Genomic DNA, 16062 nt, shown 5'->3' on the forward strand with positions numbered 1-16062 from the left:
CTAAAGTGCGGGCGCATGGACATCGTGTTCGTCGACGCCGCCGCCTCGGCTTACGATCCGGACACGCCGTTCCAGCGGCCCCTGGGCGGGTCGCAGTCCGCGGCCTGCTACCTGAGCACCGAACTGGTGAAGCTGGGTCACCGGGTCACGCTGGCCAGTCGTGACGCCGAGGTCAAGCTGGTGCGCGGAGTCCACTGCCAACCGATCCCCGTCGCCGGGGACGGGGTGCTCCGCAACGCCGACTGCGTCGTGCACCTGGGCGGGGTGCACGCCAGGCTCGCCGAACTCACGGCGCTGTGCCGGCCCGGCACCCGCCACATCCTGTGGACCGGCCTCGCGCACGACCAGCCCTTCGTCGCGGCCCTGGCGCAGCCCGAGATCCGGGCCCTGTTCCACGGTTTCGCGATGGTCAGCGAGTGGCAGGCCGACTGTTTCCACCAGGCGTTCGGGCTCGATCCCGCACGCATCGGCATCCTGCGCAACGCCGTCGGCCCGGCCTTCGCCAACCTATTCGGCGACGGCCCGATCCTGGCGGCCAAACCGGGCCCGCCAACCCTGTGCTACACCAGCACGCCCTACCGGGGGCTGGACCGGCTGCTGGCCGCGTTCACCCTCGTCCGTGCCTCGGTGCCCGACGCCCGCCTCGAGGTCTACAGCAGCATGGCCGTCTACAACGCCCTGATGGACCCGTTCCGGCCCCTCTACGACGCGGCCCGCACCACACCCGGCGTCACCTATCACGGTTCGGTCGCCCAACCGGCGCTGGCGAACGCGCTGCGCGGCGCCACCCTGCTGGCCTACCCCAACACCTTCGCCGAAACGTCGTGCATCGCCGTGCTGGAGGCGATGGCGGCAGGGTGCACCGTCGTCACCAGCGAACTCGGCGCCTTGCCCGAGACGGGCGCCGGTTTCGCCGAACTGATGGAGCCGCCGGCCGATCCGCACGCACACGCCGAGGCCTTCGCCAAGCACGTCATCCGCACACTGGCCGCGCGCGAGGCCGATCCCGCCGGCACCGAGGCCCGCCTGCGGGCCCAGGTGACCTACACGGTCGCCGAGAACAACTGGACCCGGCGCGCCGAGCAGTGGGATACCTGGCTGTCCATGCTGGCCTGACGTCAGAGCCGCCACCAGGCATCGGTGCCCACCCGCCCGGCCGGGCCGACGCGTTCGCCGGGCACCGGGACCGCCACCTCGACACCGGCGGCTTTCGCGGCCTCGAGCAGACGCTCGACCGGCTCCGCCCAGGGGTGTGGGGCGAGGCGGAAGGTGCCCCAGTGAACGGGCACCAGCAGGCCCGACCCTGCGGTCGTCATGTCGAGGTGGGCCTGCACCGCTTCCTCGGGGTTCATGTGAATGTCCGGCCAGGCCCGGTTATAGGCGCCGATGGGCAGCAGGGTCAGGTCGAACGGCCCGTGGTCGGCGCCGATCCGGGCGAAGCTTTCGGTGTAGCCGGTGTCGCCGCCGAAATAGGCGCGATGACGCGACCCGACGATCGCCCACGACGCCCACAGCGTGGTGTTGCGGTCCAGGAAGCGCCCCGAGAAGTGCCGTGCCGGGGCGCAGATCAGGGTGAGTTCGTCGACCCGGGCGCTCTGGTTCCAGTCGAGTTCGACGACGCGGTGCTCGGGGATGCCCCACGCGCGCAGATGTGCGCCCACCCCGAGCGGCACGAAGAACGGCGCCCGCTGGGTCCGCGCCAGCATCATCACGGTGTCGATGTCGAGATGGTCGTAGTGGTCGTGACTGATGACCACCGCGTCGAGGGCGGGCAGCGCCTCCAGCTGCACCGGCGGCGGATGCAGCCGCTCGGGGCCGACCACGTCCGACGGTGAGCAGCGCCGGCTCCACACCGGATCCGTCAACACCCGGTAGCCGTCGATCTCCAGCAGCGCCGTGGAATGACCGAACCAGCTCACGGCCAGCCGACCGGGGTCGCTGTCGAAGATTCCGGGCGCACTCAGCGGGATCGACGCCGGCGGGCGGCTTTTGGCGCGCCCGGCCACCAAATCCCAGGCGACGAGCCTCAGCTCCTCGCGGTCCATGGTGAACATCGACACCGGGTCCAGGTTGACGAAGACGCCGTCGCGACAGTGCGGCGAGCGCTCCGTCACCGCCCGGATCGACGTGGCATCCGCGCCCAGCGCTATCGGCGCGCCGTGCAGCGCGCGGACCACCCAGCCCCCGGCGGCCAGCGAGGCCGTGCCGGCGGCCAGCCGCAGCGCCCCCCGCACCATGACCGTCAGGCGCCCGTGAAGTTGGGCGGCCGCTTCTCGATGCGGGCGACCTGGGCCTCGACGACGTCCTTGCTCGCCCACGCCTTGTCGAAAAGCTCCTTGTGGATCGGCAGCTGATCGTCCATGGATCCGTCGTCGTTGAGCACCCGCTTGGCGTGCTGGATGGCCAGCGGGGCCAGGCCGGCGATCTCGGCGGCCCACGCCTGGGCGTCGGCGAGGGTGCCGATGCGGTTGGCCATCCCGGTCTGCAACGCCGTCTCGGCGGTCAGCTTCTCCGCGGTCAGCAGCATCGCACTGGCCCGCCCGTGACCGACCAGCGAGGCCAGCCGGCGGATGCTCCAATTGTCCAGGGCCAGACCGTACTTCGACGTCGGGAACTGGAAGAACGCCTCGGGCGCGACGACCCGCAGGTCACACCGCATGGCCAGCTGCAGCCCCGCGCCGACGGCGGGGCCGTTGACGGCGCCGATCACCGGGATCAGGGTGGCGTCCATCAACCTGTGCAGTTCGATGAGCCGGTCGGGGTAGTCCGCGGCGAAGGCGTCACCGCTCAGGTCGGCGCCGGCGCAGAACGCGGTGCCCTGGCCGGTCAGCACGATCGCCCGGACCGTCCCGTCGCCGGCCTTCTGGAAAATCTCCCGCAACTCCTCGACGAGCTGGGAGTTCAGGGCGTTGCGGCGCTCGGGTCGTTGCAGCTCAATGGTCAAAACGGCCCCGGCCTGGGTGACACCGATCATGCAGGCCACCTTATATAGCCTCGTGGCGTGAGTCGTATCACGGCCGGTCAACTCCGGCACGCGGTGCTGGACGAGGGATCCTTTCTCAGCTGGGACAGTGCGCCGCCACCGTTGCCGCTCAGCGAGTCCTACGAGCGGGAACTGGCAGAGGCGCGGGCCGCCACCGGACTGGACGAATCGGTGCTCACCGGCGAGGGCCGGATCTACGGGCGCCGGGTAGCGGTGGTGGTCTGCGAGTTCGGCTTCCTGGGCGGCTCGATCGGGGTGGCCGCGGCCGAACGGATCACCGCCGCGGTCGAGCGGGCCACCGCCGAACGGCTGCCGCTGCTGGCCTCGCCGAGTTCCGGCGGCACCCGCATGCAGGAGGGCACGGTCGCGTTCCTGCAGATGGTGAAAATCGCGGCCGCGGTCACGCTGCACAAACGGGCGCACCTGCCCTACCTGGTCTACCTGCGCCACCCGACCACGGGCGGGGTGTTCGCGTCGTGGGGATCGCTGGGCCATGTCACCATCGCCGAGCCGGACGCCCTGATCGGCTTTCTGGGTCCGCGCGTCTACGAGTTGCTGTATGACGAACCCTTCCCGGAAGGCGTGCAGACCGCGGAAAACCTGCAACGGTGCGGAGTCCTCGACGGGGTCGTCGCCCTCGATGAGCTGCGGCAGACGCTGGACCGCGCGCTGACCGTCATCGCCGACCCCGCCGCGCCGCTGCCGGATCCGCCACCGGCCCAACCGATCGCCGACGTGCCGGCGTGGGATTCGGTGGTGGCATCCCGGCGACCGGACCGGCCGGGCGTCAGGTTCCTGTTGCGGCACGGCGCGAGTGACGTCGTGCTGTTGTCGGGCACCGGTTACGGCGAGGCGGCGACCACCCTCCTGGCACTGGCGCGATTCGCCGGCCAGCCCGCCGTGGTGCTGGGCCAACAACGGGTGACCGGCGGTCTGGTCGGGCCGGCCGCGCTGCGCGAGGCCCGGCGCGGCATGGCGCTGGCCGCCGAACTGCGCCTGCCCCTGGTGCTGGTGATCGACACGGCCGGGCCCGCGTTGTCGGCCGAGGCCGAGCAGGACGGGCTGGCCGCCCAGATCGCCCAGTGCCTGGCCGAGCTGGTGACGCTGGACACCCCGACGGTGTCGGTGCTGCTCGGGCAGGGCAGCGGCGGTCCGGCGCTGGCGATGGTCCCCGCCGACCGGGTGCTGGCCGCGCTGCACGGCTGGCTCGCGCCGCTGCCGCCCGAAGGTGCCAGCGCGATCGTCTTCCGGGACACCGCACACGCGGCCGAGCTCGCCGCGATCCAGGGGATCCGCTCGGCCGAGTTGTTGGCCGCCGGGATCGTCGACGTCGTGGTGCCGGAGGATCCCGACGCCGCCGACGAGCCGGCCGAGTTCAGCCACCGGATGTCGCGCGCCATCGCCGCCGAGCTGCACGCGCTGCGGGACGTGCCGGACGGCGAGCGGCTGGCCGCGCGGCTGCGACGGTACCGGCGCATCGGCTTGCCGGGAGACGCCTGATCAGACCGGTCGGCGCGGCTTTGCCGCCGCCTCCCACGGTCGACGACCGAAATCCGGCAAAATGGTGAGCATGGACACTGGTGCGACCTCGCCTCGGGTTTTGGTCGTCGACGACGACTCCGACGTGCTTGCCTCGTTGGAACGCGGTCTGCGCCTGTCCGGCTTCGAGGTGTCGACGGCGGTCGACGGCGCCGAGGCCTTGCGCAGCGCGACCGAGACGCGCCCGGACGCGATCGTGCTCGACATCAACATGCCCGTCCTGGACGGGGTCAGCGTGGTGACCGCGCTGCGCGCCATGGACAACGACGTCCCGGTCTGCGTGCTGTCCGCCCGCAGCTCCGTCGACGACCGGGTGGCAGGCCTGGAGGCCGGCGCCGACGACTACCTGGTCAAACCGTTCGTGCTGGCCGAGCTCGTCGCACGCGTCAAGGCGCTCCTGCGCCGTCGCGGCGCGACCGCGACGTCGTCGTCGGAAACCATCACCGTGGGTCCGCTGGAAGTCGACATCCCGGGCCGGCGGGCCCGGGTCAACGGCGTCGACGTCGACCTGACCAAGCGGGAGTTCGACCTGTTGGCGGTCCTGGCCGAACACAAGACCGCGGTGCTGTCCCGCGCCCAGCTGCTGGAGCTGGTGTGGGGTTACGACTTCGCCGCCGACACCAACGTCGTCGACGTGTTCATCGGGTATCTGCGCCGCAAGCTGGAGGCCAACGGCGGCCCCCGCCTGCTGCACACCGTCCGCGGGGTCGGGTTCGTGCTGCGTATGCAGTGACCGAGCCGAAGCAGGTCATGCGAATTTTGTCGCGGATCTTCGCCCGTACGCCCTCGCTGCGAACGCGGGTCGTCGTCGCGACGGTCATCGGCGCCGCGATTCCGGTGCTCATCGTCGGCACGGTCGTCTGGGTCGGGATCACCAACGACCGCAAGGAGCGGCTGGACCGCCGGCTCGACGAGGCCGCGGGCTTTGCGATCCCGTTCCTGCCGCGCGGTCTGGACGAGATACCGCGTACGCCCAACGACCAGGACGCCATCATCACGGTGCGGCGCGGTGACCTGGTCAAGTCGAATTCGGGCGTCACGTTGCCGAAGCTGAACGTCGACTACGCCGACACCTATGTGCACGGCGTGCGCTACCGGGTGCGCACGGTGGAGATCCCGGGCCCGCAGCCGACCTCGGTGGCCGTGGGCGCGACGTATGACACCACCATCGCCGAGACCAACAATCTGCACCGCAGGGTACTGCTGATCTGCGGCTTCGCGATCGGAGCGGCGGCGGTGTTCGCCTGGCTGCTGGCGGCCTTCGCGGTGCGCCCGTTCAAACAGCTCGCCCAGCAGACCCGCTCGATCGACGCGGGCGACGAGGCGCCGCAGGTGGAGGTGCACGGCGCCAGTGAGGCGGTGGAGATCGCCGAAGCGATGCGGGGCATGCTGCAGCGGATCTGGAACGAGCAGAACCGCACCAAGGAGGCGCTCGCGTCGGCCCGCGATTTCGCCGCCGTCTCGTCGCACGAACTGCGCACTCCCCTGACCGCGATGCGCACCAATCTCGAGGTGTTGTCCACCCTCGACCTGGCCGAGGACCAGCGCAAGGAGGTGATCAACGACGTCGTGCGCACCCAGTCGCGCATCGAGGCCACGCTGAGCGCGCTGGAGCGGTTGGCCCAGGGCGAGCTGTCGACGTCTGATGACCACGTGCCGGTGGACATCACCGAGCTGCTCGACCGCGCCGCACATGACGCCACCCGGGTCTACCCCGACCTGGATGTCTCGCTGGTGCCGTCGCCCACCTGCATCATCGTGGGGCTACCGGCGGGGTTGCGCCTCGCCGTGGACAACGCGATCGCCAACGCCGTCAAGCACGGGGGTGCCACCCGGGTCCAGCTGTCGGCGGTCAGCTCCCGGGCCGGAGTGGAGATCACCGTCGACGACAACGGCAGCGGAGTGCCCGAGGAGGAGCGCCGGGTGGTGTTCGAGCGGTTCTCCCGCGGGTCGACCGCCTCCCATTCCGGGTCGGGCCTGGGGTTGGCGTTGGTGGCCCAGCAGGCCAAGCTGCACCGCGGCACGGCATCGCTGGAGGACAGCCCGCTGGGCGGCGCCCGGCTGGTGCTGCGGCTGCCCGGTCCCTGCTGATCAGGCCCGCGCCGTCACGCGAATCCCGCCGACTCCGCGGGTCACTTCCTCCGGGAGCTGTTACGCCAGGGCGTGAAGGCGGCACGCACAGCCGCCTGCTCGTCCTTGAACCAGACTTGAGCGACTGTGAGGTAATAGGCAGGGTCGTCGGGGGTGTAGAAGAGCCGGGTGTCCGAGCGCCCCTTCACCAACCAGCCCGACGGTCCGCCACCCTCGGGGGTGGCGCGGGCGGAGCCGGGGCCGTAGGGCGCATACGGCAGCGTGGGCCGCTTTGGCGGCGCGGCTTTGGCGGGCCGCGGCCTTTTGCCGGGTGGGGCCTTCTTCACCGCCGGGGCCTTCGCGGGTCGGGCCTTCTTCGCGGGCGGGGGCTTGCGCACCGGTGCCGTCGCGGCGGGCGGGGACTTGCGCACCGGCTGGACCGGCGTGCCGGCTGAAGCCTCGTTCGCCGGCTGGACCGACGTGCCGGGCCGCGTCGTCCAGGGCGACTCATCGGTCACCGGGAACTCCTTGGTCACCGGCTCCTCGGCGACCGGATGCTCCACAGGCGGCGACTCCACGGGCACCGGGGCCTCCTCCGCCACCGGGGCCGCTTCAGTAACCGGGGCCTCTTCGCCAACCGAGGGCTCCGCCACCCGGGCCTCCGCGACAACCGGCGCCTTCCTTGCCAACAGGTCCTCGATACCGGAGGCCCTACGGGCCACCGGCCGCTCGGCAGCCGGCGGTTCCGTCGGCGTCGGCGCCTCGGCAACCGCGAGTCCTTCCGACGGCGCCGGATCCCCGGTGACCGGGCTTTCCCTCGACAACAAATCCTCGACAGCCGCAAGGCTGGCCGGCACCGGTTCCTCGACGGCCGGAGCCTCCCCCTCCCCCTCCTCCTCCGCGACCGGGGCCTTCGTCGCCACCCTTTCGTCGGGAACTGCAACCATCGTGGTCAACAACTCGACAGCGTGAGCCCCCTGCGCGCTCGGCCACTCGAGAGTGCTGGGCGGCGGACCGGGCGGCTCCCCGATCCCCGCCATTACGGCCTCCAACGACGTCTCCAACAGCGAAGAACCCTTGGCAGGGCGCAGTATCAGCGCGGACGTCAAAACCAATCCCATGACGAAGGACAAGCCGACGAGCCACCAGTGCACGTGACTCATCGCCGCACTCCGGTCTCCTCGCCGGTCAGACCGGCAAAAACCTTCCTGGCGGCGATGCGCTTGATCAGTCTCGTCGCGATCACCCAGGCGACGGTCGAGCCCGCCACAAAAGCCAGCAGGTACCACAACCACTGGATGACGAAATCCATGCTGCTTCTCCTTAGCTGACGATTATTTCAGCTGACCACTATTTCGACGCGGCGATTCTTGGCGCGGTCCCCGGCCGTGTCGTTGGGAGCCACCGGGGTGACCGAACCCAGACCCCTGACCACCAACTGCCCGCTGGGGACGCCGCGGCCAGCCAGGTAGTCAGCGACCTTTTGTGCTCGCTGGCTGCTCAGCGCAATGTTAATGGCCTCGGTGCCGTTGTCGTCGCTGTAACCGTTGATCGTCGCGCGGGCCGAGGGACATGCCTTGAGCTTCTCCGCCACCTGGCTGAGGCTTTGCTCGTCGGCCGGGGTCAAGCTGAACCCGTCTTCGCCGAAGGCGATTTGCCCGCCCGTCACCGCGTTGATGGCCGAGGGTAGATCGGGACACGCCGCAGGGGGCGGTGGAGGCGAGCCGGGTTCTCCGGGAGACGACGTACCCGTGACCGCGAGGCTGTCGACCACGTTCACACCCGACCACGTGGTCGCGGCGTCGCGCTCCACCGCAATCTTCTCGTCCTGCGATCCGGTGGTACCCGCCAAGATGATCGTGTTCCCATTGACCGTCAGATTGAAATCGGGAATCGACGCGCTGTCCCTGAAAAGCACTCCGGCATTTGAAAAGTCGAGTGAGTCGACTTTGGGGTCGATAATAATTTGGTCGATGATGTTGATACCCGGGCCCAGTGCGTTCTTGAGCGCCGCGATCAAGGCCAACTTGGTGGAATCATCGGGGAAATTACCGCTGAGCGCGACATCGTTGCCGTTACGGACGATGGAAAGCGGCGCCAGGGACAACTTCGGGGCCTCGGACTTGTTCGGCGGCGTCAAGGTCGGGAGCACGCCGGTCGGCCCCGTGGTGGCGGCCGGGCGGTCCAACGCGCCGTAGCCGATGACCGCTATCAGCAATGGAATAACGACGAGCGCAATTAGCCAGGGCAGGCCGAGTGACCGCCGAAAAGACAACGGAATGACCAACAACGCGATCAGCCAGGGACGACCCAGCGACCGCCGGAACATTTCCGGACTCCGCCGCGGGTCGGTTGTTTCGGGCGGTCGACTCAAATCCGTCCCTAAACTCACTTGCGCCCCCTAGCTCAATTTCCATCCCCGTGCCCGTCGGTTCTTCGGGCGATATGCAGCCTACCTAGTGCGGAGCGCCGCGACTTTGGGTCGGGCACACTGGAGCGATGGGCAACGGCAGTAAACCGACCGACACCGAGACGCTGGGGCGCATCCGCGAACTGGTCGCCGAGGAGAAGGCGCTGCGGTCGCAGGTGCAGCGCGGCGACGTCACCGCGTCCGAGGAACACGAGCGCCTGCGTCGGCTGGAAGTCGAGCTCGACCAGTGCTGGGACCTGCTGCGGCAGCGCCGGGCGCTGCGCGACAGTGGTGGCGATCCACGCGAGGCGGAGGTGCGTCCGCCTGACGAGGTCGAGGGCTACCTGAGCTGACGCAGCGCACGGCAGATGTCGACGTCGTCGTGGTCGGTGGCGGCCACAACGGGCTGGTCGCGGCCGGCTACCTGGCCCGGGCGGGCCTGCGCGTGCGGGTGTTGGAGCGGCTTGGGCACGTCGGCGGCGCCGCCGTGTCGGCGCACGCCTTCGACGGCGTCGACGTCCGGGTGTCGCGCTACTCCTATCTGGTCAGCCTGCTGCCGCCGCGCATCCTCGACGATCTGGGCGTCACCGTGCGCCTGCGGGGACGACGGTTCTCGTCCTACACCCCGGACCCGGTCACCGGCGGACGTTCCGGCCTGCTGATCGGGGCGCAGAGCGGGCAGCACGGCCCGGCCGGCTTCGCCGCGGTCGGCGCCGCCGCCGACGAACACGGTTTCGCCGCTTTCTACCAACGCTGCCGGATGGTGACCAGCCGGCTCTGGCCCACCCTGCTCGAACCGCTGCGCACCCGTGAACAAGCCCGCCGCCACGTGCTGGCCTCCGGAGACCGGGACGCGGCGGCCGCATGGCGGGCGATGACGGACGAGCCGATCGGGCACGCCATCGCCGCGGCTGTCGGCAGTGACCTGGTCCGCGGCGTCATCGCGACCGACGCGCTGATCGGAACCTTCGCTCGCCTCGACGATCCGTCGCTGACGCAGAACATCTGCTTCCTATACCACCTGCTCGGCGGAGGCGTCGGCGACTGGGACGTCCCGGTCGGCGGCATGGGCGCGGTGAGCACCGCCCTGGCCGCGGCGGCCGTCGGCCAGGGAGCCGAAATCGTCACCGGCGCCGACGTTTACGCCGTCGACCCGGACGGGCGGGCGCGCTACCGCGCCGGCGGCGAGGACCACGTGGTCCGTGGGCGGTTCCTCCTGGCCGGCGTCAGCCCCGCAGTACTCGACGGGTTGCTCGGCGAGACGCCCTCGACACCGGCGCAGGGCGCACAGGTCAAGGTGAACATGGTGCTGGGGCGGCTGCCCCGGCTACATGACGACCGCGTCACCCCCGACCAGGCATTCGCCGGCACCTTCCACGCCAACGAAACCTGGACCCAGCTGGACGCGGGGTACTCGGACGCCGCGGCCGGCCGGCTGCCCGATCCCCTGCCGTGCGAGGCCTACTGCCACTCCCTGACCGACCCCAGCATCCTGTCGCCCGGGCTGCGCGGCGCCGGTGTTCACACCATGACGGTGTTCGGGCTGCACACCCCGCACTCCCTGTTTGGCGACGCCGACCCGGACACCCTGCGCGACCAGTTGACCGAGTCGGTGCTGGCGTCGCTGAACTCCGTCCTGGCCGAACCGATCCAGGACGTGCTGCTGAACGACGCGCACGGCAGTCCGTGCATCGAGACCACCACCACCAGGGATCTGCACCACACGCTGGCGATGACCGACGGCAACATCTTCCACGGCGGACTGTCGTGGCCGTTCGCCGGCGACGACGATCCGCTGGACACCCCGGCGCGGCGCTGGGGAGTGGCCACCGGCAATGACCGGATCATGCTGTGCGGGTCGGGAGCCCGCCGCGGCGGTGCGGTGTCGGGCATCGGAGGTCACAACGCCGCGATGGCGGTCCTGTCGTCCCTGTGACGCGGACGCGCGCCGGTCTATCTAGCGCGCGTCGATGCTCACGTAGTCGCGCTCGGTGTAGCCGGTGTAGATCTGGCGCGGACGGCCGATCTTGCTGTCGCCCTCGTCGTGCATCTCACGCCAGTGCGCGATCCAGCCGGGCAGCCGGCCCAACGCGAACAACACCGTGAACATCCGGGTCGGGAACCCGAGGGCCCGGTAGATCAGGCCGGTGTAGAAGTCGACGTTCGGGTAGAGCTTGCGCTCGATGAAGTAGTCGTCGGTCAGCGCCGTCTCTTCGAGTTCCTTCGCGATGCCCAGCAGGTCGTCGTCGCCGCCGAGCTTGGAAAGGATCTTGTCGGCCTGCTCCTTGACGATGCGCGCCCGGGGGTCGTAGTTCTTGTAGACGCGGTGGCCGAAGCCCATGAGCTTGACGCCGGCCTCGCGGTTCTTGACCTTGCGGACGAATTCCCCGACGCCGTCACCGCTCTCGCGGATTCCCTCGAGCATCTCGAGCACCGCCTGGTTGGCGCCGCCGTGCAGCGGGCCCCACAGCGCGTTGATGCCACCGGAGATCGAGGTGAACAGGTTGGCCCGCGACGAGCCGACCAGGCGCACGGTCGACGTCGAGCAGTTCTGTTCGTGGTCGGCATGCAGGATGAACAGCATGTCCAGCGCCCGCACGATCTCCGGATCCGGCAGGTAAGGCTCGGCCGGCAACCCGAAGGTCATCCGCAGGAAGTTCTCCACCAGGGTCAGCGAGTTGTCCGGGTACAGGAACGGCTGCCCGATCGACTTCTTGTAGGCGTACGCGGCGATGGTCGGCAGCTTGGCCAGCAGGCGGGTGGTCGACAGCTCCACCTGCTCGGTGTCCATCGGGTCCAGCGCGTCCGGGTAGTAGGAGCTCAGCGCGTTGACGACGCTGGACAGCACCGGCATCGGGTGGGCGTTGGGCGGGAATCCGTCGAAGAACCGCTTGAGGTCCTCGTGCAGCATGGTGTGCCGCTGGATCCGGTTGGTGAACTCCGCCAACTGGTCCTTGTTCGGCAACTCCCCGTAGATCAGCAGGTAGCTGACCTCGATGAACGTCGACTTCTCCGCCAGCTGCTCGATCGGGACGCCCCGGTAGCGCAGGATGCCGGCATCGCCGTCGATGTAGGTGATGGAACTCTTGGTGGACGCGGTGTTCACGAAGCCGTTGTCGAAGGTGGTGTACCCCGTCTTGGCCAAGAGGGATCCGAGCGCGATACCGTCGTTTCCTTCGGTGGCGCGGACGACCTCCAGGTCGATTTCGCCCCCCGGATACCGGAGGGTCGCGCTGTCGTCGGTGTCGGCCACGAGAACCCCTTTGCACTCTGGCTGAACTGATATGGCTGGCCCGCACGTGGGTGCGTACTGCTGAACGTAGTCGTTATCGCGACGGCGCGCCTGCCCGGGGTCGGGTTCGCTGGTCGTGCGGCCTCCCGTCCGGCGCCGTCAGGGCTGCAGTCGCTCCACACGGCCGCCGCTGACCCGAATCCGGTTGTGCAGCCGATTTTCCCGTCCCTGCCAGAACTCCACCACCTCGGGCGCGATGAGATACCCGCCCCAGTTGGGCGGCACCGGCACGCTCTCGGTGCCGGCGAAACGTGCGGTCACCTCAGCCAGCTGGTCGAGCAGCGCGCCCCGCGACGCGATGGGCCGCGACTGCTGCGAGGCCCACGCCCCCAGTTGCGAGCCGCGCGGGCGCTTGACCCAGTAGTCGGCGGTGGCCTGCGGCTCGACCCGGCTGACCGGGCCCCGGATGTGGACCTGCCGGCCCAGCCGATACCAGGGGAACGTGGCCGACGCGAAGGGCGTCGACGCCAGCTCGTCCCCCTTGGCCGAGTCGTAGTTGGTGAAGAATGTGATTCCGGTCTCGTCGGCGCTCTTGCACAACACCGTTCGGCTGACGGGTCTGCCGTCCGCGACCGTGGCCAACACCATGGCGTTGGGCTCGGCCAGCCCCGCCCGCTCGGCATCGTCAATCCACCTGCGGAACAACGCAAGCCAGCCGTCTGCCAGCCAGTCGGTGTCCAGGTCGGGGCTGCCGTCCTTCTCCACCGACCCATATTCCACCCGCATCTGCGAAAGATGCCGGTCGTCCGGCCCTACCATCGGCCCCACGCTACCGGGCGTGACCCGTTAGCTACCGGCCGGTAGCAGCGCCGCGGGCACGGGGTGCGAGAATTTTCCCCATGACTGTGGTCCCGGAAGACTTCGTGCCCGGCCTCGAAGGCGTCGTCGCCTTCACCACCGAAATCGCCGAACCGGACAAGGACGGCGGCGCGTTGCGCTACCGCGGCGTCGACATCGAGGACCTGGTGAGCCAGAAGGTCACGTTCGGCGACGTGTGGGCCCTGCTGGTCGACGGCAGGTTCGGACACGGGCTGCCGCCCGCCGAGCCGTTCCCGCTGCCGATCCACACCGGCGACGTGCGCGTCGACGTGCAGGCGGGCCTGGCGATGCTGGCACCCATCTGGGGCTACAAGCCGCTGCTCGACACCGACGACGCCACCGCCCGCGAACAGCTGGCCCGGGCGTCGGTGATGGCACTGTCCTACGTCGCGCAGTCGGCGCGTGGCATCTACCAGCCGGCGGTTCCCCAGCGGGTCATCGACGAATGCCCCACCGTCACAGCGCGTTTCATGACGCGCTGGCAGGGCGAGCCGGACCCCAGGCACGTCGAGGCCATCGACGCCTACTGGGTATCGGCGGCCGAGCACGGCATGAACGCCTCGACGTTCACCGCGCGGGTGATCGCCTCGACGGGCGCCGATGTGGCCGCGGCGCTGTCCGGCGCGATCGGCGCGATGAGCGGGCCGCTGCACGGCGGCGCGCCGGCGCGGGTGCTGCCGATGATCGAGGAGGTCGAGCGCACCGGTGACGCCCGCGGCCTGGTCAAGGGGATCCTGGACCGCGGGGAGAAGCTGATGGGATTCGGGCACCGGGTCTACCGGGCCGAGGACCCGCGGGCGCGGGTGCTGCGCGCGGCCGCCGAACGGCTGGGCGCCCCGCGCCACGAGGTCGCCGTCGCGCTCGAGCAGGCCGCGCTGGCCGAGTTGCGCGAACGCCGCCCGGACCGGGCCATCGAAACCAACGTGGAGTTCTGGGCCGCGGTGATCCTGGACTTCGCGCGGGTGCCGGCCAACATGATGCCGGCGATGTTCACCTGTGGACGCACCGCGGGATGGTGCGCCCACATCCTGGAGCAGAAGCACCTGGGCAAGCTGGTCCGCCCGTCGGCCATCTACGTCGGTCCGGGCCCGCGCAGCCCGGAGGCGGTCGAGGGCTGGGATCGGGTGCGCACCAGCCCCTGAGCGCGCCACGGCGGACGCGCGAGCGTGCGCAAACTGACGGCTGTCACGGCGTGTCGGCGTACCGACACGCACGCTCGCGAACGCGCGCGGGCGCGGGCGCGCGTGCCGCTAACCCCGGTCGAGCAGGCGGTTCAGCAGCTTCTGCCGCCGCGGGGGCGGCGCGGCTGACGCGGCCGCGAGCATGTCGGCGACATCGGTGAACTTGTTGCGCGGCCGTCCGTCGCGCCTGCCGCGGGCGACCTCGGCCGAGTCGATCGCACGCCACCCGGCGGAGCCGACGGCCTCGGGCCGGCGGGCCCGCACCAGCTCGTCGAGCGCGTCGGGCCGGGCCACCGGGTCGGCCAGCGCGCCGGCGTTGAAATCGGCGACCAGGGCCTGCACGGTCTGGAAGGAGCAGGACTTGTTGGTGCCGATGAAACCCGTGGGCCCCCGCTTGATCCAGCCCGCGACATACGTGCCCGGGATCGGCCGGCCGGATTCGGGGTCCACCACCCGGCCATCCTCGTTGGGGACCGCACCGGCTGACTCGTCGAACGGAAGATCGCGAATCATCTTGCCGCGATAGCCGATCGAGGTCAGCACGAGACCCGCGTCGAGCCGGCGCAACTCCCGGGTGCCGGTGACCGAGAACTCCACGCCGCTGGCACGGTGCTCACCGAGCACGCGCTCGGGTGTGAGCTGGTACGCCAACCGGATTCGCGGGCGCCCGGCAGCCCGGGGCGGCGCCGACCCGTCGCCGAGCTTGCTCAGGATCTCCAGCTTGGTCCTGGTCAACGTGTCCGACGCCGTCGCCAGATCCCGCGCGACCAATTCGTGGTCACCGGCGTCCAGCACGACCTCGGAGGAGCCCGTGAGCCCGATCAACTCGGGCAACGTGAACGCCGAGTGGGCGGGACCGCGCCGCGCGGCGATGACGACTTCGCGCACCGCGGAGCGTCGGAATGCGTCCAGCGCGCGGTCGGAGACGTCGGTGCGGGCCAGGTCGTCCGGGTCCGCGGTGAGCACCCGGGCCACATCGAGGGCGACGTTGCCGTTGCCGATGATCACCACGCGCTCGTGGCTGAGATCGACCGGAAGCCCGGCGAAGTCGGGGTGGCCGTTGATCCACGCCACCACCTGGGTGGCGGTTCCGGTGCCCGCGAGGCCCATCCCGTCGATCTCGAGCCGACGGTCCTCGGGCGCACCGACGGCGTAGAGCACGGCGTGATGATGCGCCAACAGATCGGCATGGCTCAGGTGTTCGCCGACCTCGACGTTGAGGTAGAACCGGAAGTGGCGATGACCGGCGACCCGGTCGAACAGCCTTGTGACCCGTTTGGTGCTCTGATGATCCGGTGCGACCCCGGCGCGCACCAGCCCGTACGGCGTGGGCAGCTTCTCGAACACGTTGACCCGCACGCCAGGCTGCGTGAGCAGTTCGTCGGCGGCATACATCGCCGCCGGACCGGACCCCACGATCGCCACGGTCAGCGGCCGGCGACGGGCGCGCACCTCGGCCGCGGGAATCACGGGCGCCAGCTTCGAGGTGGGCGGCAACTTCTCCCCCGCGGGCCGCTTCGGGTAGAACGACGCGTTGAGCTCGACGAACGGCAGCTGCCTGGCTTCCAGCCGGGTGTCGGGCGCGATCGCGCCCACCGGGCAGGCGCTCACGCAGGCACCGCAGTCCACGCATGCCACCGGGTCGATGTACAACATCTCCGAGGCGGCAAAGCCCGGCTCATCCGGTGTCGGATGAATGCAGTTCACCGGACACGCGTAAACGCAGGACCCGTCGTTGCAGCACGACTGGGTGATCACGTGCGGCATG

15 protein-coding genes and 1 pseudogene are annotated in these 16062 nt (G+C 70.1%); 7 read left to right on the plus strand and 9 right to left on the minus strand.

Annotated features, from left to right (window positions below; all coding sequences use genetic code 11):
* The first annotated feature begins 15 nt into the window (after positions 1 to 15).
* On the plus strand, positions 16 to 1116 hold the full coding sequence (locus ACJ512_RS24730) for a glycosyltransferase family 4 protein (RefSeq protein WP_407687110.1): 1101 nt from the start codon (positions 16 to 18) through the stop codon (positions 1114 to 1116).
* Positions 1117 to 1118: 2 nt separating this feature from the next.
* Here the strand turns inward: ACJ512_RS24730 and ACJ512_RS24735 are convergent, their stop codons facing one another.
* Positions 1119 to 2237 carry an MBL fold metallo-hydrolase gene (locus ACJ512_RS24735; protein WP_407687109.1) on the minus strand — a complete coding sequence of 373 codons (1119 nt, stop codon included), beginning with the start codon at positions 2235 to 2237 and terminating at the stop codon, positions 1119 to 1121.
* A 5-nt stretch (positions 2238 to 2242) separates the two neighbouring features.
* Positions 2243 to 2974: an enoyl-CoA hydratase gene (locus ACJ512_RS24740; protein ID WP_407687108.1), complete on the minus strand. Its 732-nt coding sequence runs from the start codon at positions 2972 to 2974 to the stop codon at positions 2243 to 2245.
* 27 nt (positions 2975 to 3001) lie between these two features.
* On the opposite strand from ACJ512_RS24740, the gene ACJ512_RS24745 reads away from it, so the two are divergent.
* The 3 genes from ACJ512_RS24745 to ACJ512_RS24755 all read left to right on the plus strand — a co-directional run bounded on the left by ACJ512_RS24745 (position 3002) and on the right by ACJ512_RS24755 (position 6613).
* Complete coding sequence (locus ACJ512_RS24745) at positions 3002 to 4483, plus strand: carboxyl transferase domain-containing protein (RefSeq protein WP_407687107.1); 1482 nt, start codon at positions 3002 to 3004, stop codon at positions 4481 to 4483.
* A gap of 61 nt (positions 4484 to 4544) precedes the next feature.
* Positions 4545 to 5255: a two-component system response regulator PrrA gene (prrA, locus tag ACJ512_RS24750; protein ID WP_407687106.1), complete on the plus strand. Its 711-nt coding sequence runs from the start codon at positions 4545 to 4547 to the stop codon at positions 5253 to 5255.
* 17 nt (positions 5256 to 5272) lie between these two features.
* Positions 5273 to 6613, plus strand: coding sequence for a HAMP domain-containing sensor histidine kinase (locus tag ACJ512_RS24755; RefSeq protein WP_407687105.1), 1341 nt, complete (start codon positions 5273 to 5275; stop codon positions 6611 to 6613).
* A 41-nt stretch (positions 6614 to 6654) separates the two neighbouring features.
* On the opposite strand, the gene arfC is transcribed toward ACJ512_RS24755, so the two are convergent.
* The 4 genes and pseudogenes from arfC to arfA all read right to left on the minus strand — a co-directional run bounded on the left by arfC (position 6655) and on the right by arfA (position 8921).
* Positions 6655 to 7713 (minus strand): channel accessory protein ArfC, sunset domain variant, encoded by a 1059-nt coding sequence (gene arfC / locus ACJ512_RS24760; protein ID WP_461480152.1) that lies wholly within the window; start codon positions 7711 to 7713, stop codon positions 6655 to 6657.
* Positions 7705 to 7755, minus strand: a pseudogene (locus tag ACJ512_RS24765) (hypothetical protein); the annotation flags it as partial. The pseudogene ACJ512_RS24765 and the gene arfC, both read right to left, overlap by 9 nt.
* Entirely contained in the window at positions 7752 to 7904 is a 153-nt protein-coding gene (gene arfB, locus ACJ512_RS24770) for a channel accessory protein ArfB (protein WP_407687104.1), read from the minus strand. The gene arfB and the pseudogene ACJ512_RS24765, both read right to left, overlap by 4 nt.
* 27 nt (positions 7905 to 7931) lie before the next feature.
* On the minus strand, positions 7932 to 8921 hold the full coding sequence (arfA, locus tag ACJ512_RS24775) for a channel-forming protein ArfA/OmpATb (RefSeq protein ID WP_461479873.1): 990 nt from the start codon (positions 8919 to 8921) through the stop codon (positions 7932 to 7934).
* A 170-nt stretch (positions 8922 to 9091) separates the two neighbouring features.
* On the opposite strand from arfA, the gene ACJ512_RS24780 reads away from it, so the two are divergent.
* Together ACJ512_RS24780 and ACJ512_RS24785 are read left to right on the plus strand one after the other, a co-directional pair.
* On the plus strand, positions 9092 to 9355 hold the full coding sequence (locus ACJ512_RS24780) for a DUF2630 family protein (protein WP_407687102.1): 264 nt from the start codon (positions 9092 to 9094) through the stop codon (positions 9353 to 9355).
* Positions 9352 to 10938, plus strand: coding sequence for a phytoene desaturase family protein (locus tag ACJ512_RS24785; protein ID WP_407687119.1), 1587 nt, complete (start codon positions 9352 to 9354; stop codon positions 10936 to 10938). Before ACJ512_RS24780 ends, ACJ512_RS24785 begins: the two co-directional genes overlap by 4 nt.
* A 21-nt stretch (positions 10939 to 10959) precedes the next feature.
* Here ACJ512_RS24785 and ACJ512_RS24790 read toward each other — a convergent pair whose 3' ends face one another.
* Positions 10960 to 12255 carry a citrate synthase gene (locus tag ACJ512_RS24790; protein WP_407687101.1) on the minus strand — a complete coding sequence of 432 codons (1296 nt, stop codon included), beginning with the start codon at positions 12253 to 12255 and terminating at the stop codon, positions 10960 to 10962.
* Between the two features lie 138 nt (positions 12256 to 12393).
* Positions 12394 to 13053: a pyridoxamine 5'-phosphate oxidase gene (gene pdxH, locus ACJ512_RS24795; RefSeq protein ID WP_407687100.1), complete on the minus strand. Its 660-nt coding sequence runs from the start codon at positions 13051 to 13053 to the stop codon at positions 12394 to 12396.
* A gap of 80 nt (positions 13054 to 13133) precedes the next feature.
* Between pdxH and ACJ512_RS24800 the strand changes: the two genes are divergently transcribed.
* Positions 13134 to 14255 carry a citrate synthase 2 gene (locus ACJ512_RS24800; protein ID WP_407687099.1) on the plus strand — a complete coding sequence of 374 codons (1122 nt, stop codon included), beginning with the start codon at positions 13134 to 13136 and terminating at the stop codon, positions 14253 to 14255.
* 108 nt (positions 14256 to 14363) lie between these two features.
* On the opposite strand, the gene ACJ512_RS24805 is transcribed toward ACJ512_RS24800, so the two are convergent.
* A complete protein-coding gene (locus tag ACJ512_RS24805; protein ID WP_407687098.1) occupies positions 14364 to 16061 on the minus strand; it encodes an FAD-dependent oxidoreductase in 1698 nt (565 codons plus the stop codon).
* Position 16062 lies beyond the last annotated feature (1 nt).

This window comes from Mycobacterium cajalii (assembly GCF_045809005.2).
Taxonomy (GTDB): domain Bacteria; phylum Actinomycetota; class Actinomycetes; order Mycobacteriales; family Mycobacteriaceae; genus Mycobacterium.

Excerpts from the sequence above, each read along its gene's own strand:
- ACJ512_RS24730 (WP_407687110.1), top strand. The coding sequence starts at position 16 with ATGGACATCGTGTTCGTCGACGCCGCCGCCTCGGCTTACGATCCGGAC.
- ACJ512_RS24735 (WP_407687109.1), bottom strand. The coding sequence starts at position 2,237 with ATGGTGCGGGGGGCGCTGCGGCTGGCCGCCGGCACGGCCTCGCTGGCC.
- ACJ512_RS24740 (WP_407687108.1), bottom strand. The coding sequence starts at position 2,974 with ATGATCGGTGTCACCCAGGCCGGGGCCGTTTTGACCATTGAGCTGCAA.
- prrA (WP_407687106.1), top strand. The coding sequence starts at position 4,545 with ATGGTGAGCATGGACACTGGTGCGACCTCGCCTCGGGTTTTGGTCGTC.
- ACJ512_RS24755 (WP_407687105.1), top strand. The coding sequence starts at position 5,273 with ATGCGAATTTTGTCGCGGATCTTCGCCCGTACGCCCTCGCTGCGAACG.
- arfC (WP_461480152.1), bottom strand. The coding sequence starts at position 7,713 with ATGGGATTGGTTTTGACGTCCGCGCTGATACTGCGCCCTGCCAAGGGT.
- arfB (WP_407687104.1), bottom strand. The coding sequence starts at position 7,904 with ATGGATTTCGTCATCCAGTGGTTGTGGTACCTGCTGGCTTTTGTGGCG.
- arfA (WP_461479873.1), bottom strand. The coding sequence starts at position 8,921 with ATGTTCCGGCGGTCGCTGGGTCGTCCCTGGCTGATCGCGTTGTTGGTC.
- ACJ512_RS24780 (WP_407687102.1), top strand. The coding sequence starts at position 9,092 with ATGGGCAACGGCAGTAAACCGACCGACACCGAGACGCTGGGGCGCATC.
- pdxH (WP_407687100.1), bottom strand. The coding sequence starts at position 13,053 with ATGGTAGGGCCGGACGACCGGCATCTTTCGCAGATGCGGGTGGAATAT.
- ACJ512_RS24800 (WP_407687099.1), top strand. The coding sequence starts at position 13,134 with ATGACTGTGGTCCCGGAAGACTTCGTGCCCGGCCTCGAAGGCGTCGTC.
- ACJ512_RS24805 (WP_407687098.1), bottom strand. The coding sequence starts at position 16,061 with ATGCCGCACGTGATCACCCAGTCGTGCTGCAACGACGGGTCCTGCGTT.